Annotated in this window: 16 protein-coding genes; 10 read left to right on the forward strand and 6 right to left on the reverse strand. The window is 53.3% G+C overall.

The features are described 5' to 3' along the window. The first annotated feature begins 201 nt into the window (after positions 1–201). The 5 genes from F7R27_RS12185 (at position 202) to F7R27_RS12205 (ending at position 7,148) form a co-directional block, all read left to right on the forward strand. On the forward strand, positions 202–2,040 hold the full coding sequence (locus F7R27_RS12185; RefSeq protein ID WP_151704548.1) for a Na/Pi cotransporter family protein: 1,839 nt from the start codon (positions 202–204) through the stop codon (positions 2,038–2,040). Next, entirely contained in the window at positions 2,037–2,306 is a 270-nt protein-coding gene (locus F7R27_RS12190; protein ID WP_151704549.1) for a hypothetical protein, read from the forward strand. Before F7R27_RS12185 ends, F7R27_RS12190 begins: the two co-directional genes overlap by 4 nt. Before the next feature lie 77 nt (positions 2,307–2,383). Continuing rightward, the gene (locus F7R27_RS12195; RefSeq protein WP_151704550.1) at positions 2,384–3,487 is read left to right on the forward strand and encodes a lipoprotein N-acyltransferase Lnb domain-containing protein; all 1,104 of its coding nucleotides are present in this window, start codon (positions 2,384–2,386) and stop codon (positions 3,485–3,487) included. Positions 3,488–3,671: 184 nt separating this feature from the next. Then, the gene (locus F7R27_RS12200; RefSeq protein WP_151704551.1) at positions 3,672–5,627 is read left to right on the forward strand and encodes a methyl-accepting chemotaxis protein; all 1,956 of its coding nucleotides are present in this window, start codon (positions 3,672–3,674) and stop codon (positions 5,625–5,627) included. Between the two features lie 42 nt (positions 5,628–5,669). Then, a complete protein-coding gene (locus tag F7R27_RS12205) occupies positions 5,670–7,148 on the forward strand; it encodes an AAA family ATPase (protein WP_151704552.1) in 1,479 nt (492 codons plus the stop codon). Positions 7,149–7,162: 14 nt separating this feature from the next. On the opposite strand, the gene F7R27_RS12210 is transcribed toward F7R27_RS12205, so the two are convergent. After that, entirely contained in the window at positions 7,163–8,458 is a 1,296-nt protein-coding gene (locus tag F7R27_RS12210) for an NAD(P)/FAD-dependent oxidoreductase (protein ID WP_151704553.1), read from the reverse strand. A gap of 318 nt (positions 8,459–8,776) precedes the next feature. On the opposite strand from F7R27_RS12210, the gene F7R27_RS12215 reads away from it, so the two are divergent. Next, positions 8,777–10,279 (forward strand): NCS2 family permease, encoded by a 1,503-nt coding sequence (locus tag F7R27_RS12215; protein WP_151704554.1) that lies wholly within the window; start codon positions 8,777–8,779, stop codon positions 10,277–10,279. A 62-nt stretch (positions 10,280–10,341) separates the two neighbouring features. Here the strand turns inward: F7R27_RS12215 and F7R27_RS12220 are convergent, their stop codons facing one another. After that, complete coding sequence (locus F7R27_RS12220; protein WP_151704555.1) at positions 10,342–10,713, reverse strand: hypothetical protein; 372 nt, start codon at positions 10,711–10,713, stop codon at positions 10,342–10,344. A 135-nt stretch (positions 10,714–10,848) separates the two neighbouring features. Between F7R27_RS12220 and F7R27_RS12225 the strand changes: the two genes are divergently transcribed. The 3 genes from F7R27_RS12225 to mqo all read left to right on the forward strand — a co-directional run bounded on the left by F7R27_RS12225 (position 10,849) and on the right by mqo (position 15,103). Beyond that, positions 10,849–11,445, forward strand: a complete 597-nt coding sequence (locus F7R27_RS12225; protein WP_151704556.1) for a LemA family protein — start codon at positions 10,849–10,851, stop codon at positions 11,443–11,445. Between the two features lie 39 nt (positions 11,446–11,484). Next, positions 11,485–13,506 carry a M48 family metallopeptidase gene (locus tag F7R27_RS12230; protein WP_151704557.1) on the forward strand — a complete coding sequence of 674 codons (2,022 nt, stop codon included), beginning with the start codon at positions 11,485–11,487 and terminating at the stop codon, positions 13,504–13,506. A 109-nt stretch (positions 13,507–13,615) separates the two neighbouring features. Next, positions 13,616–15,103 (forward strand): malate dehydrogenase (quinone), encoded by a 1,488-nt coding sequence (mqo, locus tag F7R27_RS12235; RefSeq protein WP_240776360.1) that lies wholly within the window; start codon positions 13,616–13,618, stop codon positions 15,101–15,103. A gap of 60 nt (positions 15,104–15,163) precedes the next feature. On the opposite strand, the gene F7R27_RS12240 is transcribed toward mqo, so the two are convergent. The 4 genes from F7R27_RS12240 to F7R27_RS12255 form a co-directional block, all read right to left on the reverse strand. Next, positions 15,164–15,484, reverse strand: a complete 321-nt coding sequence (locus F7R27_RS12240; protein ID WP_151704559.1) for a hypothetical protein — start codon at positions 15,482–15,484, stop codon at positions 15,164–15,166. Positions 15,485–15,700: 216 nt separating this feature from the next. After that, entirely contained in the window at positions 15,701–16,990 is a 1,290-nt protein-coding gene (locus tag F7R27_RS12245) for a sensor histidine kinase (protein WP_168927498.1), read from the reverse strand. Positions 16,991–16,995: 5 nt separating this feature from the next. Further along, positions 16,996–18,147, reverse strand: coding sequence for an FIST signal transduction protein (locus F7R27_RS12250; protein WP_151704561.1), 1,152 nt, complete (start codon positions 18,145–18,147; stop codon positions 16,996–16,998). Positions 18,148–18,219: 72 nt separating this feature from the next. Beyond that, on the reverse strand, positions 18,220–20,946 hold the full coding sequence (locus F7R27_RS12255; RefSeq protein ID WP_151704562.1) for a sensor domain-containing protein: 2,727 nt from the start codon (positions 20,944–20,946) through the stop codon (positions 18,220–18,222). A 303-nt stretch (positions 20,947–21,249) separates the two neighbouring features. Between F7R27_RS12255 and F7R27_RS12260 the strand changes: the two genes are divergently transcribed. Further along, complete coding sequence (locus F7R27_RS12260) at positions 21,250–24,516, forward strand: putative bifunctional diguanylate cyclase/phosphodiesterase (RefSeq protein WP_151704563.1); 3,267 nt, start codon at positions 21,250–21,252, stop codon at positions 24,514–24,516. Positions 24,517–24,535: the final 19 nt, after the last annotated feature.

A 24,535-nucleotide genomic window follows, 5' to 3' on the forward strand; every position in this document is an offset into this window, starting at 1 on the left:
ACCTCAGTAACACCTCAGTAACCTATCAGGGCTGCTCTTTTCAGAGAGCCCTGGTTGAATACAATCACTTTCCCCTCTTGTTACCTTCCTATAAGCTGTGCTGTTGCGTCAGCTGTGTCATAGTGTATCCAATTCTGGTTATTCGTCTGGCGCTGTTGGAGCGCAGTAAAAGTCTTGTTGGGTTCAGGGAGTTAATCCGAGATGTTGAGACGTTTTGTATTGCCACTGGTGCTGTTGGTACTGGCCTATGGCTTCTGGGCCAGTTCAGAGTTCAAGGAGGTGGCAGCTGGGGTCGCTTTATTTCTGTTTGGCATGATGTGTCTGGAGGAGGGGTTCAAGGCCTTTACCGGCGGCACACTCGAAGTGCTGTTGCGTAAATCCACCGACCGGCTCTGGAAGAGCCTTGCCTTTGGTATTGGTAGTACAGCCCTGATGCAGTCAAGTACGCTGGTATCGCTGGTGACCATCTCTTTCGTCAGTGCCGAGATGATAACGCTAGCAGGCGGCATTGGTATCATCATCGGTGCCAACCTTGGCACCACCACCGGCGCTTGGCTGATTGCGGGTCTGGGGCTGCGTATCGATATCGGTGGCTATGCCATGCCGATGCTGGTGTTTGGCGTCATCTTCATGTTGCAGAAAAGCAAAAGCCTCAAAGGGGTGGGTTATCTGCTGCTGGGAGTGGGTTTCCTGTTCCTTGGTATCCACTTCATGAAGGAGGGGTTTGAGGCGCTGCAACAGGGCTTTGATCTCTCTGCCTTTGCTGTATCCGGTTATGCCGGGGTGCTTCTTTTCACGCTGATCGGCATGCTGATCACCGTGATCATGCAGTCGAGTCATGCCACGCTGCTGGTGATTCTCACGGCCCTGGCGGCAGGGCAGGTGAGTTATGAGAATGCTTTGGCTCTGGCGATAGGCGCCAACCTTGGTAGCGCCATCACGACGGCACTGGGTGGGATGGCTGCAAACCTGGGTGGCAAGCGACTTGCGTTTGCACACCTGGGGTTCAATCTGATGACTGCGGCTGTGGGCATTCTCTTCATCAATCAGCTTGCCTGGCTGGTGGATCATGTTGCTGCGCTGATAGGTATTGCTGAACAGGATCACATGCTTAAACTGGCACTGTTCCACACCCTGTTCAATCTGGTTGGTGTGCTCCTGATTCTGCCGGTGGTGAAGCAGTTCGAGCAGTTGCTGATGCACTATGTCACCTTCACCCCATCCGGATCCGAGAAGCCGCTTTATCTCTACCCTGATGCTCTGGATACGCCGAGCACTGCTGTTGCCGCCGTGCGCAAGGAGGTCGAGCACCTGTTTGATAATGCCTGGGGATTGCTGGCACATGGCCTTAGTCTGCGGCGCAGTGTGATCGACTCGGAGGACTCGCTGTCCGAAGCGGTGAAATACACGCGCCGTATCATGTCATTGGATGTGGATGATCTCTATGAGCAGAAAATCAAAAGCCTGCACAGCGACATCGTCTCCTTCATCGGTGAGGCTCAGTCGCGTGAGACGACTCAGGTTAGTTCTGAGGAGCTGTATCGGTTGCGCCAGGCTAGCCGTGATATTGTCGAAGCGATCAAGGCGATGAAGCATCTGCATAAGAACCTGAGTCGATATGGCATGTCTCCAAACCCTGCCATTCGTGAACGCTACGACTCCATGCGCCTGGTAGTGGCGAGGTTATTGCGTGAGTTACGCCAGTTACGTAAAGCAGAACCTGAGGATGTCACAAATTTGTCATTGGACGCGCTGAGGGTTTCTCTGCAAAAATCCAGTCGCTCGCTGATGGATGAGATAGATGAGATGATCCGCCATCGGCGCTTTACAGCCAGTGTTGCGACTTCGATCATGAATGATGAGGCCTATGCGCATGATGTTTGTCAGAATTTGATTGACGCAGCGCAGGTGTTGTTCTCATCGGCCACGTCAAATGTTGACGATCTGCTATCTCTGGACGAACATGAAATTCAGAGTATGGCGTCAGCAGTGCAACCAGACAAGCAGCCTCAGGATCAATCAGGTGAATCGCGCTCATGAAAACCAAGAACCTACTGTCACGCTTGACCCGATTTCTGGATGCGGATACCAAAACGCAGCAGAAAGAGATTAAATCGATCCGTGAACTGCTGAAAAAACTGAAGCAGAAAGAGCGCGATCTGAAGGAAAAGCTCGATAAGCGTCCTGATCGTGAGGATGCGGATGATATCCGCATCAAACTGGATGTGATTTATGCCCAGCGCTTGAAGGGTCTTGATCGTGTGAAGCAGCTCAAGGAGGAGTGCAAGGGTAAAGACAAGGAGTAGATTTGCCTTTAGCATGTGGCCTTGGCGGCAACTTTGCCGTAATGACAGTTGTGTAAACAGCCAGGGAAAAAGGTCACATGCTACGCCGTATTATTCTTCTTATTTCTCCTCTCGTGTTACTGACCCTGTGGCTGCTGGTTCAGCAGCCGCAACAGGAGGGAGAATGGCACCCCTTACAGACCCGGTTGCCTGTTATAGCGCAGCAGGGCGATGATTACCTCATCCGTGATATTCGTAACTTTCGCTATCAGGCTGATGACATGCCGGCTTCTGCCGATTATTTCGATCACAGTTACAACACCGAGCAGCTGCAGCGCGTCTGGTTTGGGCTGTCTCACTTTTCTGATCATGGCTTTGCACACGCATTTCTCAGCTTTGAATTTGCCAATGAAGATCCGGAGCAGGAAGCGGATTTTCTGGTTGCTTCCGTTGAGGCGAGACTGCGTCCAGATCAGCAGTACAGCCCCTTTGCCGGCTTATTGCGCCAGTACAATCGCATGATCGTGTTGGGTACGGAGGCAGATATCATCGGTCTGCGCAGTCATGTACGGGGTGAGCGGGTTCATCTGTATGAGATGACGCTGACGCCTGAGCAGCAACAGCATCTGTTTCGCGGCATGATGAGCGATGCCGCCAGTCTCAGCCATACACCTGCTTTCTACAATACTCTCCTGCACAACTGTGTCACGAGCCTTCTGCGCCATGATCCGGATTACCGGGTCTGGCGGCACCTGTTTGATTACAGGGTATTGCTGCCTGGCTTTGGTGACGGGTTTGCGCAGGACAAGGGGTGGCTTGCGCAGGATATTGCGCTTGATCAACTGCGCTCCGAGAGCAGGATCGCACAGCAGCATGATCCAAGGGAAAACAATTTCTCAGCACTGATCCGAGCTCGTGCCTATCTGGATCTGACACTGGAAAATCTGGTTGCGCAACAAAGTGCCTGGCAGCATCGCCTTGTCAGAACACAGGGGGTGTTGCGTCATCATCCCGATCCCTTGCACTACTGGATCGAGGATGAGCGCTACAATCGTGTTGAGCTCTTTCCAAAAGAGCTGGCCGCACCCTTTCTGGGTCAGGCTGTTGAGGTGGAGGGGCGCTTCCGGTTTGATCCCGAGGTCGGGCGAGCTGTGCATCTGGACCGTATCATCCCGGCTTCTGATAGCCGGTTCCCTGATTGATTCAGTTGCCTTCAACTGACCAGCTTATCAGGCTATCGGCCGGTATGTTCAGCCCTTGATGCTATCAGGCAGCAAGAAGAGCTGTGCTGTCGTACTGAGTTAGCAGCAAGACGTATGGGATAACTGCAAATACTCCAGTAAGAGCTATAGTGATGAAATTCGATTTACTGGTGAGGCTCATACAGTGAAAATAAGAACAAAATTGATTCTGGCTTTTATCGCATTGGCGGTACTGCCTATTGTGATCATATCTGTTGTGGTGGTTACCAACCTGCGTATGCAGGCTGAGGAAGTTTTCCAAACCAGTACAACACGCGAAATCCGTCAGATAGACAATGCAATGCAGGTCTATTTTGATGCCATCGATAAAAGTGTCCATTTCCTCGCCAGTCATCCGCTGGTGGCCCAGGTCGATTCAGGTATCACCAATTATCTGACAAGCGCCGAGATGGTCATGGCGCCTGATAAGGCCGGGGGGATAGAGCAGGAGGTGTTTGAGCTTTTCAACCATTTTGCGGCCACTCATCCAGGCCTGGCGTATGTGTATATGGGTACGGTGGAGGGATCATACATCCAGTGGCCTCTCGGCAGCGTATCAGCACGTTACGATCCACGTCAGCGTCCATGGTATCAGGCCGCGATGGCACAACCCGATGTGCCCGTCAGAACCTCAGCCTATTACTGGGAGCCAGACGATGCCGTGATTGTCAGTACTGTCATGAGCACGGCCAATCAGTTGGGCAGACAGGGCGGAGCAATAGGTCTGGATGTGTCGCTGGGGCAACTGACTGCGATGGTGCGTGATATCAAGTTGGGTGAAACCGGTTACCTGATGCTGCTTGAGGCCAGTGGCAATATTCTGGTCGATGCAGCTAACCCGGAGCATAACTTCAAGAATATTCAGGAGCTTTCAGCAGATTATCGGTCATTGTTTGAAGCCGCAGAAGGGGGCGAGCGTATCCGCTTGTCGGGCAAGGATTATATGGTGGCAGTCTATGAGTCTCCGGGACTGGGTTGGCGCTATATCGGTCTGATTGAGCATGGTGAAGTGATGGCACCTGCTAATCGGATGATAGGCTTTCTGTCGCTGATAGTTCTGGCAATGGTGCTGCTCTTTTCGCTCATCGGTAAGCTGACGGCAGATGTGATTGTCCGGCCGATCCGGGCAGTTTCTGCCAGTCTCAAGGAGATCGCTCAGGGCGAGGGGGATCTGACCCGTGAGTTGTCGGTCAAGGGCAAGGATGAGCTGGCTGAGCTGGCGAACTGGTTTAACCTCTTCCTGAAGACTATCCGTAATCTGGTATCTGAGATTACGAAAAGTGCAGAAGGGTTGAAGATGTCCTCTGCAGAATCAACCAAATTGTCGCATGATATGACAGATACTGCCGGGCGGCAGGGGCACTCTGTTGATATGGTTTCAACTGCGTTTCATGAAATGGTGGCCACAGCGAATGAGGTGGCCAAGTCCTGCAGCAATGCGGCCCAGGCAGCTGATACGGGCTATCATGAAGCGCAGGATGGCCAGGCCAGCATCAATATGGCTGTGACTGAAGTGGGCCGACTCAGCACTGAGATTGAAGATTCCGTCAGTGCGATTGTGCAACTGGAGGAGGACTCCCGAAATATCAACCTGATACTGGATACCATTCGTGGTGTGGCCGAACAGACCAATCTGTTGGCGCTCAATGCGGCTATTGAGGCGGCTCGTGCTGGTGATCATGGCAGAGGGTTTGCCGTCGTGGCAGATGAGGTGCGTGGACTTGCACAAAGGACGGCTCAGTCCACCGAGGAGATCAATGCTCTGCTTAACAAGCTTAATACGCGTACTACCCACGTGAGTCAGCGCATGTCTGCCAGCCAGCAGGCAACAGAAAAAACGGTTGCCAGCATCCAGGCGGTAAGTGAAAGCTTTGATCGTGTCAGAACTTCCGTGGATATGATCCGCGATATGAATACTCAGATCGCGGCAGCGGCAGAAGAGCAGCATCAGGTGGCTGAAGAGATCAATCGCCATATTGCAGAGGTCAATGGTGATGCACAGCGAGTGAATGAAATGTCGGAGCAGGTCAGGGACACCTCGACATCACTTGCAAGATTGTCCCAACAATTGGATAGTCTCGTCAAAGCATTCAAAACCTGATGGATCGGAAACTGTCCATCAGCATGACATGAGGACAGAGTTTTGGACGATAGCAGGGATCTGGAGCTGATATTGCGTTCGCGCACACCATTGGTGGTGGTCGAAACCCATGAAGAGGCCCGCGTACTGGAACTGCTGCTGGGCCTTTCTCAGCGCATGATGGCGCAGCTCTATCGCTGGTCGGTGACCGAAGGATTGCGCCGACTGGACAAGGATATGGCAGCACAACGGCACAATATTGAACCCGCCGCCGTGCTGGGTCATATTCGCAGTGCAAAGACAGCGGGGCTTTATGTACTGCTGGACTTTCATCCCTATCTGAGTGATCCGATCAATGTACGCATGCTCAAGGATATTGCACTGGAGTGCGAGCAGTGGGGTGCAACGATCATTCTGCTCAGTCACGAGATACAGCTGCCGGGAGAGCTGACACGCTACAGTGCCCGGTTTGAGCTCTCACTTCCTGGTCCGGATGCACTGCGGCGCATCATCAATGAGGTGGCCCGAGAGTGGGGCGCACAGAACGTCGGCAAGCGTGTGCGTGCCGATGCCGCAGCGGTGGATATGCTGGTGCGCAATCTGGCAGGGCTGCCGCTGCTGGATGCTCGTCGGCTGATACGTAATGCGATCTATCTGGACGGCGCCATCACGCAGGAGGATATTCCTGCCGTGATGCAGGCCAAGTACCGCCTGCTGGAGGGTGATGGGGCACTGTCATTTGAATATGATACTGCGCGTTTTTCCGATCTGGGCGGTATGAAACACCTCAAGTCGTGGTTGCAGCGTCGCGCTGCCTCTTTCAGTGGATCTCCACCGCCGGGGCTGGAGCCACCCAAAGGCATCTTGTTGCTGGGTGTACAGGGGTGTGGCAAAAGCCTCGCGGCGAAGTCCGTTGCAGGCAGTTTTGGCGTGCCCCTGTTGAGACTTGATTTCGGCACCCTGTACAACAAATACCATGGTGAAACTGAGCGTAACCTGCGTGATGCCTTGCGCACGGCAGAGGTGATGGCGCCCTGTGTGCTCTGGATGGATGAGATAGAAAAGGGGATAGGCACTGACAGCAGCGAAGGTTCGGGACCCTCCAGACGTGTACTGGGGGCGCTGCTGACCTGGATGGCTGAGCGTACCGATCAGGTATTTATGGTCGCGACGGCCAATGATATTGCAGCCTTGCCACCGGAGCTGGTGCGTAAGGGCCGCTTTGATGAGATCTTTTTTGTTGATCTGCCCGATGCTGCAGCCAGGCTGACCATTCTCGAGGTGCATCTGAAACGCCGTAACCTTGACCCGGCCAGCTTTGATCTGACACTGCTGGTGTCGGCGTCGGAAGGATTTTCGGGTGCGGAGCTGGAGCAGGCAGTGGTATCTGCGCTCTATGAATCCTACGGAACAGGCCAGCCTGTGAATGCAAATATGCTGCTGCATGAACTGCGGCGCACGCGACCTTTGTCAGTCGTGATGGCTGAAAAAATCGAGGCGCTGCGGCGCTGGGCAGCAGAGCGAACAGTCCCGGCGGACTGACGCTCTGACGGGCATCAGTGCAGCTTCAGGCGGGGTTTTAGAATCCGGTTGACCCTTTCCACAACGGTCATCAGGATGGTTCTGATCCAGCCATGCAGCGCCAGCTGGTGCATGCGGTAGAGTGAGATGTAAACCACCCGCGCAATCCTGCCCTCGATCATCATACTGCCGCGGGTCAGGTTGCCCATAAGACTACCGACGGTGCTGTAGTGGCTCAGTGAGATCAATGAACCATGGTCTTTGTACTTGAAGGGCTTTTGTGGTTTCCCGCTCAGGCAGGCGACCAGGTTCTTGTACACCAGCGTCGCCATCTGGTGCGCTGACTGTGCCCTGGGTGGCACCCAGCCACCATCAGGTAGCGGGCAGGCAGCACAGTCACCCAATACATACAGATGAGGGTCATTGCTTACCTGGAGCGAGGGTGTCACGACTATCTGGTTGTTACGGCTCAGCTCCAGCCCCTCAATATCACGCAGAAAATCCGGAGCCTTGATACCTGCTGCCCAGACCATCAGATCAGCATGAATCTGATCACATGTCTGCGTATGCATCACCCCTTTCTCAGCCTTGACGATCTGTGCTCCCTCTCTGATATCTACGCCCAGCTTGGCCAGCTCATCACGGGCTGATGCAGCGATTCTGGGGGGCAGAGCAGGCAGAATACGCGTGCCGGCTTCCAGCAGCGTGATCTGGAGATGGTCAAGCGTCACCTTTTCCAGCCCATACACCTTGAACAGCTCCGCCGCATTGAACAGCTCGGCAGCCAGTTCTACCCCTGTAGCGCCACCGCCGACAATCGCAATGCGCAGGCGCGCTTGTGGATCGGTTTCCAGTTGCTGATTAAGGCGCAGAAAACCATTCACCAGACGTTGCCTGAACCGCTCGGCCTGTTGTGGACTGTCCAGATACATGCAGTGCTGGGCTATACCCTCAATACCGAAATCATTCGACACAGATCCGATTGCCAGCACCAGATAGTCATAGCTGAGTGTGCGCTCGGGCAGTATCTCCTGGCCTTCACTGCTGGTCAGCGCCGACAGTGTGATGGTTCTGGCTTCGCGGTCAACCTGACTCAGACTACCCAATACGAACCGGAAGTGGTGGTTGTGAGCATGGGCACGGTAACTGATCTCGTCGGTTCCTGTGTCCAGTGATCCGGTGGCTACCTCATGCAGCAAGGGTTTCCAGATATGGGTCTGGTTGCGATCAACCAGGGTTATTTCAGCTTTTTTACGCCGACCGAGCTTGCGCCCGAGTCGGGTAGCCAGCTCCAGACCGCCGGCTCCGCCTCCAACTACTATGATATGCATTGTTTTATGCTCTTGCAGATAGTGAAACCTGTGCGCTGCCTGATCGATGGCGGGGGATAAGCACCCGGATGTTGTGTCAGGTCAGCTTGCCGACTTCAGCCCTGCCTCGATGATTGGATATCAGTGCTGGACATCTGCGGTGTCGAGGCAGCTGAGGGCTTTGATAGTGCTGAGCATATCAGGTCTGAAGTCGGAATAGATTAGAAGTTTTATGACATAAAGCTGACTATATAGTCAAATTTGAAAAACGTTGCTAAACTCCTCTCACCATATAAAGATCCGCACACCCAACTAACAAAAGAATAATAAGGAATGCCCATGGCCACTCAACCTGTCCATTATCCCTGGTATAAGAAGGAAGATACTGATGCTTTCTTTGCCCTGTTCCAGAATAACATTGCGAATTTCGTCATTATTGCGATCAGTATGCTGGGCATGGGCTTTTCGCCTGCCATAGTATTTGGTCAGGTGCTCCCGGGAGCTGCCGTTGCGGTCATGGTGGGTAACTTCTACTACGCCTGGAGTGCCGCCCGTCTTGCGCGCAAGGAAAACAGAGCGGATGTCACAGCACTATCTTACGGTATCAGCACACCGGTCATGTTTGTCTTTCTGTTTGGTGTGCTGTTGCCTGCCAAGGCACTGACAGGCGATGAGGTGCTGGCCTGGAAAATTGCCGTTGCAGCCTGTTTTCTCAGCGGTGCCATCGAAGTGGCCATCAGTCTGATTGGCCGCTGGGTGCAGTCGCATCTGCCTCGGGCAGCGATGCTCGGTGCCGTCGCCGGTGTTGCCCTGACCTTCATCGCTGGTGAAATGCTGTTCAAAACACTGGAGATTCCCGTAGTTGGTCTGCTGGTGTTGGCCATCATCATTGTGGGGCTGGTAGCGCGAGTGGCGATGCCCTTTCGCATGCCGGCTTCGCTCTTTGCCATCGTCATAGGAACGGCTATGGCCTACCTGATTGGCGCAGCGGATGGTGCCAAGTTTTCCGATGCCTTCACGCATATCGGTTTTTATCCACTGCTGCCGGGCCTAGCCTGGTATGAAGGGCTGGGACTGCTGTTCACCACCATGCTGGCGATTCTGACAGTCGTACTGCCGATCACGCTCTACAACGCGATAGAAACCATGAACAACGTTGAAGCGATGGAAGCGGCCGGTGACAAATATGATGTCCGTGAGTGTCAGGCGGTTGACGGTGTAGGTACCATGCTGGGTGCTGTATTTGGCGGTGTATTCCCGACCACTGTCTATATCGCGACTGTGGGTGCGAAATGGATGGGGGCTGGTCGTGGATACAGTATCCTCAATGGAGCTGTATATGGTATCGCCACGATGTTTGGTCTGATTGCAGCACTGGCCGCGATCATCCCTGTATCTGTTGTGGCACCGATCCTGGTGTTTGTCGGCATGTCGATGATAGCGACCGCTTTCCAGACCAACGAGACGCGCTACTATCCGGCGATTGCGCTGGCGATGTTGCCCTATTTTGCCAACTACGTGATGACCCGCTTCAATCGGGGGGCCGGTGATGTCGTGGATAATATCTCCAGTGCGATAGTCGTACTGGGGCAGGGAGCGATGTTCACCGCCATTCTGCTGGGGGCCATGACCGTATCGGTGATTGATCTCAAATTCCGTCAGGCGGCTATTTATGCGCTGATCGCGGCCGCCTGCTCCTTTGTCGGATTGATGCACGCCCCGCAGATGATGCTGAACGCGGCGCAGGACTTCACCTTCGGCTATCTGGTGATGGCTGCTTTCTTTGGCTGGTTCTCGCTGAAGTCAGTGCGTGAACAACGCTCGTTGCCGATGGGCGATTGAGGAAATCGATTGAGGAAGAGTCAGAATACAAAACGCCCCGGTAGAGCCGGGGCGTTTGCCATCTAGGGATTAAACCTCAGCCCCAGCGTCTGTCTTGACTGGCCACTGACACGGAAGGTGATTGTCTGAACCTCCTGGGTGCTCTGCAGGACACCGGTCAGGCGATAACTGCCATCAGGCAGGTCGACAATCAACCAGGGGCCATCCGCCACACCCTGTACCAATACCTCTCCTGATTCACGGCTCAGGGTGAAATCTATGTCGGCCAGAAAAGCGCCATCACGAGCAAAAAATTCCACTTTCGTGTTATGGGCAGGTGCTTCCTGACGTGATTCCGAACCTATGCCGCCTGTCCAGTACTCCACTGCCTGCGCTGAAGGGATCAGTGCCAGGCTCAGCAGTAACGCCCCAAATGTCTGTTTCATTCTATACATGACCAACTCCTTGCATGTTAACGGCAGATGTTACGATTTGACTCAGAAATTAAACACAAGTTTCAATCTACTTTCACCTCCGGATGAGCGTGCTAATATGTGTAAAGCAGATCAACTCTAGCACAAGGAATGAATATGGAAATTACAACGATTGTCATACTGGCTGTCCTGGCCGGACTGGTATTTTTTGTCATCGGCATCTATAACCGATTGGTGGCACTGAAAAACCGCTTTCAGAACGCCTTTGCCCAGATTGAAGTACAGCTCAAGCGTCGCTACGACCTGATACCCAATCTGGTTGAAACCGCCAAGGGTTATCTCAAGCATGAGCGTGAAACACTGGAAGCTGTCACCAATGCCCGTAATACCGCAATGGCGGGCTTGAAAGCCGCTGCTGCTGACCCTGGTGCTGCCGGTGCCATGGCTCAACTGGCAGGGGCCGAAGGTGCTTTGACCAGCGCGCTGGGGCGCCTGAGCGTGGTGATGGAGGCCTACCCTGATCTCAAGGCGTCTGAGAATATGCAGCAGCTGTCTGAGGAGCTGACTTCGACCGAGAATAAAGTGGCGTTCTCTCGTCAGGCCTTCAACGATGCCGTGATGGCTTATAACACCTATAAGCAAAGCTTCCCTCAGGTGGTTCTGGCACCCACTTTCGGTCATGGGCCTGATGCCTCGCTGCTCGAGTTTGAGGATAGTGCTGCAATACAGGCGGCTCCGAAAATCTCCTTCTGATCGGATAACTGAAATTTTAGCCTTACATCAGGGACGCAGATGAATTTTTTTGAGCATCAGGATCAGGCCCGACGCAACACCAAAATGCTGGTGCTGTTTTTCGGGCTGGCGATTATCAGTCTGATTGTCATCACAACATTGGCAGTCGGTATTGTGCTGCATATCATGACCGGGGTGGATACAGCTTCCATGTCCGGTGGCGCGCTGAGTGGTGAGCAGCTGTCACGTGCGCTGTCGGTTGATAACTGGGCACTGCTCAGCGGTGTGGCGGCGGCCGTGATTGCTGTTGTGCTGCTGGGGAGCCTGTTCAAGCGCATGCAGCTGAGCAGTGGCGGTGTGGCTGTTGCCGAAGCGATGGGGGGGCGGCTGGTTAATATCTCGACACAGGATGCGGATGAAAAGCGCATCCTGAACATAGTTGAGGAGATGGCAATTGCCTCCGGTATGCCGGTACCACCTGTCTATATCATGGAAGACGACGCGATCAATGCTTTTGCCGCCGGTTATACGCCCCAGGATGCCGTGATCGGTATCACGAGAGGCTGTATACGACTGCTCAACCGAACCGAGTTACAAGGCGTGGTTGCGCATGAGTTCAGCCATATTCTGCATGGTGACATGCGTTTGAATATTCGTTTGGTATCCTTGCTGAATGGAATACTGGTGATCGGCCTGATCGGTTATTTTCTGCTGCGAAGTGTGCGTTATCAAAGAGTAGGCTCATCACGCAAGAACAACACCGTGCCTGTTGTGCTGGCTCTTGGGGCCTGCCTGGCAGTGGTCGGCTATGCCGGAACCTTCTTTGGTAATCTGATCAAGGCGGCTGTGAGCCGTCAGCGTGAGTATCTGGCAGACTCTTCGGCTGTTCAGTTTACCCGCGAACCAGAGGGTATCGCAGGTGCCCTGAAAAAAATCGGTGGCTATAGTCACGGTTCTCAGCTCAGTGCTTCCAATGCTGCTGAATTCAGTCATATGTTTTTCGGACAAGGGGTCAAGATGGCCTTCAGTTCGCTGATGGCCACTCACCCACCGTTGAATGAGCGTATCCGGCGTGTAGAGCCTAACTGGGATGGACGCTTTGTAAGAGTCAGTCTTGAAGAGGCAGCCTCACGCACCGAGGCTTCGCAGGATGCCACCGATGAGATGCAGCGTAAAAGAGAACAGCTCTTGACGGGTATTCTGGCCGGGACGGCCGCCACAGCTGCCACATCTGGCGGTATGTCTGGCGGTGTCGCTGGCGGAATGCCGCAACATGCAGCTCAGGAGTCGATCGCAGCCATCGGTCAACCCGGGAGTCGCCACCTGGCCTATGCGCAGTCGGTGCTGGAGCGTCTTGATGAGCAGCTTTATCAAGCCGCCCATGAGCCTTACTCTGCCCGAGCTGTGATCTATGGTCTGTTGTTGAGTGAGCAGCCGGATATCCGTCAACAGCAACTCGACAGCTTGCAGCTAAATGCCTTGCCTGATGTGTTCAGTGAGCTGCAGCGCCTGCTGAATAAGCTGGTAGCGCTGGATCCTCACCTGAGACTGCCACTGGTGGAGCTGTCGCTGCCTGCGTTGAAGCAACTGACAGATGACCAGTACATGATCTTCAAACGCTGTCTGACGTTGCTGATTCGTGCCGATAACAGAGTCAGCCTGATGGAGTGGGCTCTGTTCAGAATCGTGACTCGCAATATTGAAGGAGTGGGTCGTGGGCGGCAGCGTTTTGACCTGAATCAGTGCAGTGAGGAGGTCGCCCAACTGCTGACCATGGTGGCGCATGCCGGTAACCAGAATATGGAGCAGGCCACGCAGGCTTATCAGGCAGCGGTTGCGACCCTGGCCATGCCCCTTCCGGCCATTGGCAGCCGTGAGTCGGTCAGCCTCAATGAGCTGGATAAGGCTCTTGGCAAACTGGCGCAACTGAAGCCTCTGCAAAAACCGGCACTTTTAAAGGCTCTGGCAGTCTGTATTGAGGATGATGGTGAAATTACCATCACTGAAGCAGAATTATTGCGAGCGGTGGCTGATAGTCTTGATTGTCCGCTACCGCCACTAATGGAGAGGCCTGAAGCGTAATTATTGTTGTGCAGGTGCAAAAAAGTTTTGCCAATTACACCAACGAATAATTGTTAACAATTCTCAGGTCTATATAATCGCGTTTTATTTTCAAATGGCGACGATTTTAATGACCTTGAAAACAGTCGATATCTTATTGGTAGGGGCGGGCGCTATGAGCGCCAGCCTGGGGATGTTGCTTAAACAGCTTGATCCCGGTTTGAAAATTGCAATGATCGAGCGTCTGGACCAGGTTGCACTGGAAAGTACCAGTGGCTGGAACAATGCCGGTACAGGCCATGCAGCCTATTGCGAGTTGAACTACACGCCACAGTTGGCGGATGGCACGATCGATACCCGCAAGGCCTTTGCGATCAACACGGCGTTTGAAGTCAGTCTGCAGTTCTGGTCCTGGCTGGTTGAGCAGAAAATGCTGCCGGCCCCCAAGGCTTTCATCAATCAGGCCCCTCACCAGAGTTTCGTCTGGGGTGAGGAGAACGTTGCCTTTCTGCGCAAGCGCCATGAAACTCTGAGCGCTCATCCGCTGTTTGCTGATATGCAATACAGTGAAGATCCAGAGCAGCTGCGCCAGTGGATGCCGCTGGTGATGCAGAACCGTGATCCTAATCAGAAAGTTGCCGGTACACGCGTCAGCTATGGCTCTGATGTAGATTTTGGTGCACTGACCCGCTATCTGGTTGAGCATCTGCAGCAGCATCCTTCTTTTGAATTGCTGACCAGTCATGCCGTAAAAGATCTTCAGCAGGTGAATGGGCGCTGGGTCGTCAAGGTCCGCAATGAAGCGGATGACAAGTCATATCAGATCGATGCCGGTTTTGTTTTCCTCGGTGCGGGTGGTGGTTCTTTGCCGCTGTTGCAGAAGTCGGGCATACCAGAGCGTGAAGGCTATGGTGGCTTCCCTGTCAGCGGCCAGTGGCTGGTATGTACCACGCCGGAAGTTGTTGAGCAGCATCATGCCAAGGTATATGGCAAGCCACCACTGGGTGCGCCGCCGATGTCTGTTCCGCATCTGGATACGCGTATCATCAATGGCAAGAAGGCACTGCTGTTTGGTCCTTTTGCTGGCTTCACTACCAAATTCCTGAAGCAGGGCTCTTTCCTGGATCTACCGAAGTCGGTCAACCTGGGCAACCTCAAGCCGATGCTGTCGGTGGCCAGGGATAATATGGATCTGACGCGCTATCTGATCAGCGAAGTGATGCAGTCCCATGGCGATCGTGTTGCGTCGCTGAAGGATTTCTACCCGGATGTCAAAGCCGATGACTGGAAGCTCTCGATTGCCGGTCAGCGTGTCCAGATCATCAAGAAAGATGCAGAGAAGGGTGGGAAGCTGGAGTTCGGCACAGAGGTGATCACCTCTGCGGATGGATCGCTCGCGGCTCTGCTGGGGGCTTCACCTGGCGCGTCAACAGCCGCTCAGACAATGGTGAATATTATTGAGCGCTGCTTCAAAGAGCGGTTTAATTCTGAGGGTTGGCAGGCCAGGCTTTGCGAAATGATACCGTCTTACGGTCATTCGCTGGCCGATGATCCGGCACTGCTGAAGTCGATCAGAGAAAGAACGCTCGCGACACTTCAGCTTAACGAAGAGGCCTAACCTCTTTGGTACAGGGGCCGTCAGTCGGCCCCTTCAATTTACAGCTGACACAGCATCTGCTCAGGCTGCGTGCTCCTCTTTTTTACCCTGTGTGCCGAAGTGCGGGTAATACTGCAACTCTATGTCGATGGTTTTAACCTTGACTGAGTACTTTTGCTCCAGCAGCACTGTATAACGGCGGATCAGGGGTTCCAGGTGTTGTTGATAGCACAGGGCCTCAAGTTCGGGTAATCCGATCAACACTTCACTTCTCAGGCTTTGCATCGGGGCGCTGTAACCTGCTTTCAGATATGCACGCATGAATACACGATAGTCAGCACTGAGACTATGTGTAGGCTGGCCTTGCAGCTCGGAAAAAAAAGTCAGGTTAAGCTGTTCCACAATGATCCATTCCTCATCCGGGTGGGTTGAAGCTGATAGATGAACTGTAGAGAGGGTATACGTTTGGAGACTAATACGCGGGAAGGCTGATACGCTTGAAGGCTGTTACAACACTGCGCTTTAGCTACATTTGTATACCGCCTGCAAGTTGCTCTTAAATCAGCGGTCTTATGGGGTGACTTTAACAAAGCTTTGGCACCTTGCCAAGTCTGTTTTTTATTCTGGTGAACAGGGTAATGTAAAGGTAAAGGTGACACCTTTGCCGGGTGTGCTCGATAGCTCTACATGTCCGCTCAGTGGGCCGCTGATCAGGTTATGCACTATCGACAGCCCAAGGCCGCTGCCACCCTGACCCAGTCGGCATGTATAGAAGGGCTCAAAAGCATGCTTCATCGTCTCGGCATCCATGCCGACGCCATCATCACTGTAGATGAACTCAATCCAGCCATTATCCAGCCTTCTGGCTGTCATCAGGATGTTGCCCTTGTCACGTTTAGCAAAACCATGCAGCAGGGTATTATTGATCAACAGAGTGATGATCTGCTCCAGCGCGCCGGGATAGCTGTTCAGCATCAGCTTGTATTCCATCTGAGTCTGAACAGAGAACGGACTGGGTTTCAGCTGATGTGCAAGGGTGATCAATACCTCATTAATCAAGGCACCAAACTCAAACTCACGCCGACGCATACTGGTCTGATCGGTGGAAATCTGCTTGAAGTGTTGTATCAGTGCTGCGCCGCGTTCGGCGTTATGGCTGATCATACCCAGACCACTGCTCAGTGTATCCAGTGATGCCAGCAGTTGGCTGCGTTTCAGAGGGGTGTTGGATTCCAGAGCGTTTTTCAGCAGCTGAACAGATGATTCCAGCGTGGTTCCGACGGTGACAATATTTCCCAATGGGGTGTTGAGCTCATGGGAGATTCCAGCCACAAGACGGCCAAGCGAAGCCAGTTTTTCGACCTGAGCCAATTGGGTGATGGCACGATGCAGTTCTTCATTCGCCTGGGTCAGCTCCCGTGTTCGCTCATCCACACGCGCTTCAAGCGCTTCATTAACCTCCTGTAATGCAGCCTGCGCATTCTGCAGGTCGCTGACCTGCTTCAAAAGAGTATTGGTGACATGATTGTAGTCGGTTCGGATCGCTTCAACCTCCCGGCTGATTCGCTGACCATAGTAGTCAGACTCGCGATTGCGATCGATCTGGTTAAACAGTTGCTCTATCAGGGTGAGTAGTGCATCAGCCAGTGTCTGGATCTCCTGCTCCAGAGCGGGAGGGTAGCGAACCTCCCACAGGAGGCTGGTGCGCTGTTTGATATTCAGGTTCAAACCGGGCAACAGCAGAACACCATGCATTCTTTCTCCCGCCTGTGCTACCAGAGCTTCCAGTTGATCAAGACTGGCGGCGTGGAGGGCGATCAGGCCGCCGGTAAGAATGCGCCTGGTAATGTCACAATGGATAAATCCATCCGGTGGTGTGGCTTGCAGTGACACATGATAACGTGGCAATGAGCTCATTCCTCATCACCCAGCAGCAAGAGCACATAAGTCATATTGTGGAACATGTTGCGTGTATAGCCCTTGCCCTGGCGCATCGGGCCGAACTCTCCGGATGAAGGAAAACCCGCCATCGGCAATCCAGCAGGGTAGGCGTCGGACATCGCTTTCACCTCATTGTGGATCTGACCACCAAGAAGCCACTTGCGTCCTGCACAACTGACCACCAGAGCAGCTTTGGCCACAAAATCTGCTCGGACACTGTCACTGGCCAGTTGATACACTTCACGTATCAGCTCATCCGGGTGTGCCACACAGACCTGGATCAGACGGCCGGGCTCAATACCACCATATAAACCGAGTGTACCCTCAGGGTTGCTCGCATCAGGAATGATTGAGCGCAGCCGTGTCTGCTCTGGCTGGTCAGGATTGGTGACGCGCAGGGTGACGATTCCACGGTCGCTCTCCAGCACCGGTTTTCCTGTTTCACGGGCAACGAAGTCGGCTGCGGCAATGCCATCAACCTGCTGCAGCAGTGCACCCACTGCAGCATCGACCTTGCCCGGTTTGCCGACCGGTTGCAGGGTATTGCTGATATGAATCGAAAAGGGAAACTCACCATAAGCAGCGAGCATCACGATACCGTCACGAATCAATCTGCGATTGCAGAACAGCAGACAGGTATCTATGCGGTTGTCATCCGTAGCCAACCCGCCGACCACGGGAGTGGGGCATTCATGGAACAGGACCTTTTCGACTTCGCTGGCATCGGCATGAAAATCGACACTGATAAACATCAGTGCCGGCTGCTCGCCAGAGGTGAGGTCCTGCAGCGCAGCACGGGTTGTCTCGGCGGGTGCGCTGGCGGCACCAGTCTGAGCACTGATCTGCCAGCGTATCCGTCCTTCTGAGTTCAGGCCCAGCGCCACAGCGCCATAATCCGCGGCTATCCTTGTTTCGTAAAATCCATCCCCACTGTTTCCTATCAGGATGACCTTGTCATTTTCCAGAGCATCATACAGTCCTTGCAGTAGCTCTTCAGGATCGGGGTAGTGGACGGCACAGAAGAGAAACACCACTTCGGGAGTCAGTGTACGGAGCTGTTCACCAAGGTCAATGCCGGCACGATAAGGGTCAGCCACCTGTGTGGTGCAGGAATGGGATCGCATGAGCAAACCTTACATTATGTTTTTTATTGTTGTTATAAGTGTATCCTTTGTTATGACTGATTTGAACAGGCTCTACTGCCGGACTGGTCCTGTCGATCTCCAGTGAGCAATCCACTCTTCTGCAGGGCCTGGTTTGCCGAACAGATAGCCTTGATGTATCACATTGCCACGTGCATTCAGGAAGGCAGCCTGCTCTTCGGTTTCGACCCCTTCGGCCACTACTTTCAGGTGCATATGCGAGGCAACAGCCAGAATGGTTTCCACCAGCGCTGCATCATTAGGATCGTTGGGAGCGTCCTGAACAAAAGTACGGTCAATCTTGAGCTCATCGATTGGCAGACGTTTCAGATAGGCAAGAGACGAATAGCCAGTGCCGAAATCATCCACGGAAAAATGTATACCCAGCTCGGCCAGAGCGCTCATTTTGGCGACGACATCATCAATGTTATCGATCACCAGGCCCTCTGTGATCTCAAGAGTCAGGCTGGTGGGGTCGGCACCGGTGGCTGACAGTATCTGCCTTACCGTGGCAACAAAGTTACCCTGGCGGAAATGGCGCGGGCTCAGATTGACCGACAGGTGCAAAGGGTGACCCAGTTGAGCCTGTTTGGCTATCAGGCGACAGGACTCCGTCAGTACCCATGTACCCAGCTCAATGATCAGATCAGATTCCTCAGCGATCGGGATGAACACGGCTGGTGGCAGCAGGCCCTGGGCTGGGTGTTGCCAGCGTACCAGTACTTCAGCCCCCACTACTTCTCGTTTCGAATTAACCTGTGGCTGCAGATAGAGCCTCAGCTCACCAACAGTTATACCATGGCGCAACTCTCGCTCGGTTCTGAAACTGCGTTCAGCTTCCTCGCCCATACCGATTTCAAAGAAGGAGGTTTGGTTACCACCTCCCGCCTTGGCACGGTGCAGCGCGGTATCGGCACGCCGCATGATGTTTGCCGGTGTCTCATTTGCCTTTTCCGGAAAGGTTGTTATCCCGATACTGGTGGTGACTGAAAACATCTCCCCATCAATATTGATCGGTTGCAGCAACAACTGATGAATTTTTTCTGCGACCGAAAGCGCACGCCTGTTAGCTTGTCCATGCCCCTTGTTTGGGTCCGGCAGTAGAATGGCAAACTCATCACCGGCTACTCGGGCAACCGTATCACTTTCGCGTAACAGGCCTGCGATTCTGTTGGCAAAGGCGCGCAGCAGGGCGTCACCGGTAACCAGACTGTGGGCATCGTTGATCAGTTTGAAGCGGTCAATATTCAGCAGAAGCAGTGCCTCCTGATAGTGCTGGTGTCGGCCCGAAGCGCAAGCCTGCTCCAGACGATCCATCAACAGAGTACGGTTAGGCAGACCTGTCAGTGGATCAAAGAATGACAGGCGATGAATCTGTGCTGCAGCCTGTTTCTTGTCGCTGATATCCTGTTTGATTGCCAGATAGTGGCTGACATTTCCAGCCGTATCTCGTACTGGCGCGATGGTAACAAACTCCACCATCTCCGAGCCATTCTTACGCTGGTTATACAGCTCCCCACGCCAGGTTTCGCCTCTTTGCAGTGTGGACCACATGGCTTCATAGGTTTCATTCGGTGTCAGGCCTGATTGCAGCAGGCGTGGATTTTCACCCTGAATCTCCTCTCGCGTATAGCCTGTATTATTCAGAAATGCATCATTGACATATTCAATGCGGCCTTCAAGATCAGTGATCAGAATACTGTCCGGGCTCTGTTCGACGGCCTGGGAGAGTTTACGTATCTCATGGTCTGAGCGCTTACGCTCAGTGATATCCTGAACACTGAATTGCAGCAGCGTTTTATCCTGATGCTGAAATCTGACCAGTCTGATCTCGGCATCCCACAACTCACCACTGGGGCGCTGATGCAGCCATTCAAATACCAGTGACCCCTTGTTCAGGCACTCCTTGATCAACTCATAACCCAGCCTTCCGGATGAGGTGCCATCATGCTGAAAAGGAGGGGATACTGTTCCGGGTTTCCAGGACAGCAGCTCTTCGCGGGTTTTTGCACCGTAAATGTCGACGGCTGCTTCGTTGCAGTCCAGAAAGCTCAGGTTGATGGGGTCCATCACGACCAGCGGCAGGTGTGAGTCATCGAACAGCAGTCGGTTATAGGCGCGGCTGTCCAGGAGTGCTGATTGCTCCCTGCGCAGCGCATCACTGATCTCCTTGCGTTTACGTATATTGAACAGCAGTACTACGATCACGAGCATCTGCAATATAATCGCACCCAGCAGTATGTATCTTTGCTGTTGTTGACTGGCCTGCAACTGCTGTGTGCGTTGCTGAACCAGCTCCTGCAGGCGGTTCTGGTAGGTCAGCAGTTCCTCTTCGGCAATTGCTTTGCCGGTGATGTCATGTATCACTGAAAAAAGTATCTCGCGGCCATCGGTCAGCTTCAGTGGCGAGGAGTGAACCTCTACGGTGCGAATGATTCTATTGGCACTGCGGTGAGGAAATACAAAGTAACTGCGCTCCTCTTTTTGAGCACGCTCTCGCTCTTTGGCAACCTCCTCAGCATCCAGAATATTGAAATCCTGAATGGACATGGTCTTGAGCTCTTCAATGCTGAAACCGTAAAAGCGAGCTGCTGCCTGATTGGCATCGATGATCGCGCCGGTGGCTGGGTCTATAAACAGCATCACGGTGGAGTGCTGGCTGAACAGGGAGGACAGCAGTTGCTCGTTAGCCCGCACGGTGCCATGAGAGATCGGCAGCATCAACAAGGTGCTGATCAACAGGCTGAACAGGACAACCTTGATACTGGTTTTTTTTAACATATTAACTCCACGCGGCTGAGTGTTCAGCAGCGACTGCTGGCCTTATACATCCTTGACACTGCCATTCATGTCGTGATTATTGCCGTGATTACGGGACGCGCTAGGCTACACAATGCTGGAAGTTATTATGCAGACCTGGATCAACAAATGTCTATTTAATCCACGGTGAGCTATAAAATCAAACAAAGTACTTGCAATGTTAACTTGATTTCTGTTGGTATAAGGGGAATTGTTCATCGTTTTTTAATCATATTCAAACAAGTGCAGCAGACACTGAAGCCAATAATAAAGAGTAGAAACGGCATGCAAATAGGTATTCGGGGCAAGCTCGTCCTGTTATTTGTTGCAATCAAGGTAATTCCATTGCTGCTGCTTGGCTGGCTGGCCTGGACACAGGCAGGTAATCTCGGGCAGCAACTGGCAACGGGTGTAGAGCAGCTGCTCGGTACAGCAACCCGCTCGGTCAATGAGGTGGGTCGGGTGGCAATTGCCGATGCCGTGGAAGCGCTGGACGCACGGGCCAGAGATGATATTGAACGCCAGACAACCGATGTGGCGCAGGCTATTGCGACCTTTCTATATGAGCGAGACAGCGACCTTCTGCTGGCTGCAACCCTTCCCGCTGATCCACTGGTATATGAGCAGTTCCTCAGCGCACGAGCACGCAATCTGACACGTCATGGCGAGTGGCAGCTTGCCGATGACAACAGCGCCTGGGAGCCGCTGGAAAAAAACATGCCTCAGTCAGCTGATGTCGACTGGGGCAGTGATGATAATGCCAGAGCCTTCAATTACCAGCCTCCCTATACCTTTACTCAGGTCAGGGCGCCACTGTATCTGGAGATGACTTTTATCGATCTCCTGGGGCAGGAGCAGATCAAAATCACCACTTCTGATCGCGTCAGCCACCAGCTTCGGGACATCTCTGATCCACAGAACACCTACATCAAGGCGGAACGCTATTTTTCAGAACTGCAACAGCTTGAGCCTGGTGATATCCATGTGTCGGATGTGATTGGCGCCTATGTCGGTACCTCTGTGATCGGCCCTTATACTCCGGAAAGCGCAGCCAGGGCGGGTGTCGAGTTCGCCCCACATGAGAGTGCCTATGCCGGAAAGGAGAATCCTCTCGGAAGGCGCTTTGAAGGACTGGTACGCTGGGCCACACCCGTGGTGCAGGAGGGGGAGATCATAGGCTGGGTAACACTGGCGCTGGATCATGATCATATCATGGCCTTTACCGATTTCATTGTGCCAACACCCGAGCGTTACACGGATATCACGGACGCCTCATCCGGTAACTATGCCTTCATCTGGGATCATAAAGCGCGCAGCATCGCGCATCCCCGGCACCATTCTATTGTTGGGTATGATCCTGAAACCGGTCGTCCTGCTCCTGCCTGGCTTGAGGATGCTCACTACGAAGCCTGGCAGGCCAGCGGTCTGGCATATGAGGAGTATCTTCAGCAGGTCCCGGAGTTTTCAGCACAAAGCATTACCAAAAAACCTTCTCTGGATCAGATGCGCGCCGGGCAGATCGGACTGGATTGCCGCTATCTGAATTTTGCTCCGCAGTGTGTCGGCTGGCATAACCTGACGCAGCATGGAGGTTCCGGTTCTTTCATGATCCTGTGGAGCGGTCTATGGAAATTAACCACGGCAGCAGCAATCCCCTACTATACCGGGCAGTACGGAGACACACCGCGAGGTTTCGGATTCGTGACGATCGGCGCCAATGTGGATGAGTTTCATAAGCCGGCAAATGAGTCCAGGGAGCGACTTGATCAGATAGTGATGCGTGCTGATGGGCAGATGGCGCAACTGAGCCATGCCACCCAGGCTGCGATTGATCAGAATCTCGGCGAGACAGCCAGAAGTCTCACTATTTCCACAATGGTGATGATCGTCCTGGTTGTATTGATTGCGATCTGGATGGCTTCCTATATGTCCGGACGAATCAGTTGGCTGGTGACAGGCATATCGCGATTCAGGCGTGGTGATCGCTCATTTCGATTCAGAGGAGTCAGTCGTGATGAGTTGGGCGATCTCGCCGTTTCATTCAATGAGATGGCCGATGCTGTCGGTAAAAATCTACTGCGGCTTGAGGAAGAGGTGACTCAGCGCCGCGAGACCGAGGCTGAACTGCTTGCCGTCAAGGCCAACCTTGAAGACGTCGTGGCAGAGCGAACCCGGGAGCTTACCGAGGCGAACGATCGAATGAAGGGTGAGATCGTCGAACGCAGAGCTGCTCAGGAGAAGGCACACTACCTGGCTGGACATGATGCGTTGACCGGCCTCGCCAATCGATTCGAATTTAATGAGCGTCTGCTCGATGCAGTAAGGTTTGCGACCAGAAAAGGGCGTTGCTGTGCCTTGCTCTTTTTTGATCTCGATAAGTTTAAGGCGGTTAATGATCACTATGGTCATGGTGTGGGTGATGAGCTGCTGATAGCGGTAGCCGGCATGCTGAGAGAAGTTGTTCGTGATACGGATGTGGTGGCACGACTGGGTGGAGACGAGTTTGCCATCATACTGAATGATTTGAAGGAGCCTGAAAGTGCGGCTGTGGCTGCCCAGAAAGTGATCGATATGCTGAGTCAGCCGATTCAGATTGCCGACCATCTGATTCAGACCGGTACCAGCATTGGCATTACGACCTGCCCCGGTGATACTCAGGACCCCGAAGAGCTGTTACTACATGCTGACCTTGCCATGTATCAGGCCAAAGAGGAGGGAGGCAGCGCCTATCATTTCTTCATCAAGACCATGCACGATGAGGTCAAACAGCGCAAACTCAGAGAGTCTGAACTTAAGATCGCGCTGCAGGAGCAGCAACTGACTGTACATTATCAGCCCCGGCACTACTGCCACAGGCGAGGTGTCTCTGGCGTTGAAGCTCTGGTCAGGTGGCAGCACCCGACTCAGGGGCTTCTGCTGCCAGAGGCGTTTCTGGATATTGCCGGTCGCTGCGGGTTGCTCGCTGCCATTGATGAATATGTCATCACTACTGCCTGCCATCAGGCTAGAGAGTGGTTGGATCAGGGGCTTGAGTGCGGTCGTGTTGCGGTCAATCTGTCACCTAGTGAGATTGCCCACCCTAATTTTGTGGCGCGCATTCTCAATGTGCTGGCATCCAGTGGCTTGCCGGCAGATCGACTAGAGCTGGAAATTACTGAACGTGCCATACTGGCCAATAGCGATATGGCGATTGCCAATCTGGTCGAGTTGCGGCAGATGGGTATTATGATCGCGATAGATGACTTCGGAACAGAGTACTCATCGCTGAAGCGTCTGATAGACTGCCCGATCGATGTGATCAAGATTGATCGCTATTTCGTCAGTCATATGGACGATGTGAAATCCTCTGCAGTGATCAAGGCGATCATTGCGATGGCCAAGTCGATCAATCTTGAAATAGTGGCAGAAGGGATAGAAGGGCCGATGCAGATCATCAAGCTTCAGGTGATGGGGTGCGATGTGCTGCAGGGTTTTCATATCGCCAAGCCCATGCCGGCAGAAATGCTGCCGGAGCACCTGAGAGTGAATCAACTGAGACTGACTACTATCTGAAATCAGTTTAAGGTGAGCA

Source organism: Nitrincola alkalilacustris, assembly GCF_008973755.1.
Classification (GTDB): Bacteria; Pseudomonadota; Gammaproteobacteria; order Pseudomonadales; family Balneatricaceae; genus Nitrincola; species Nitrincola alkalilacustris.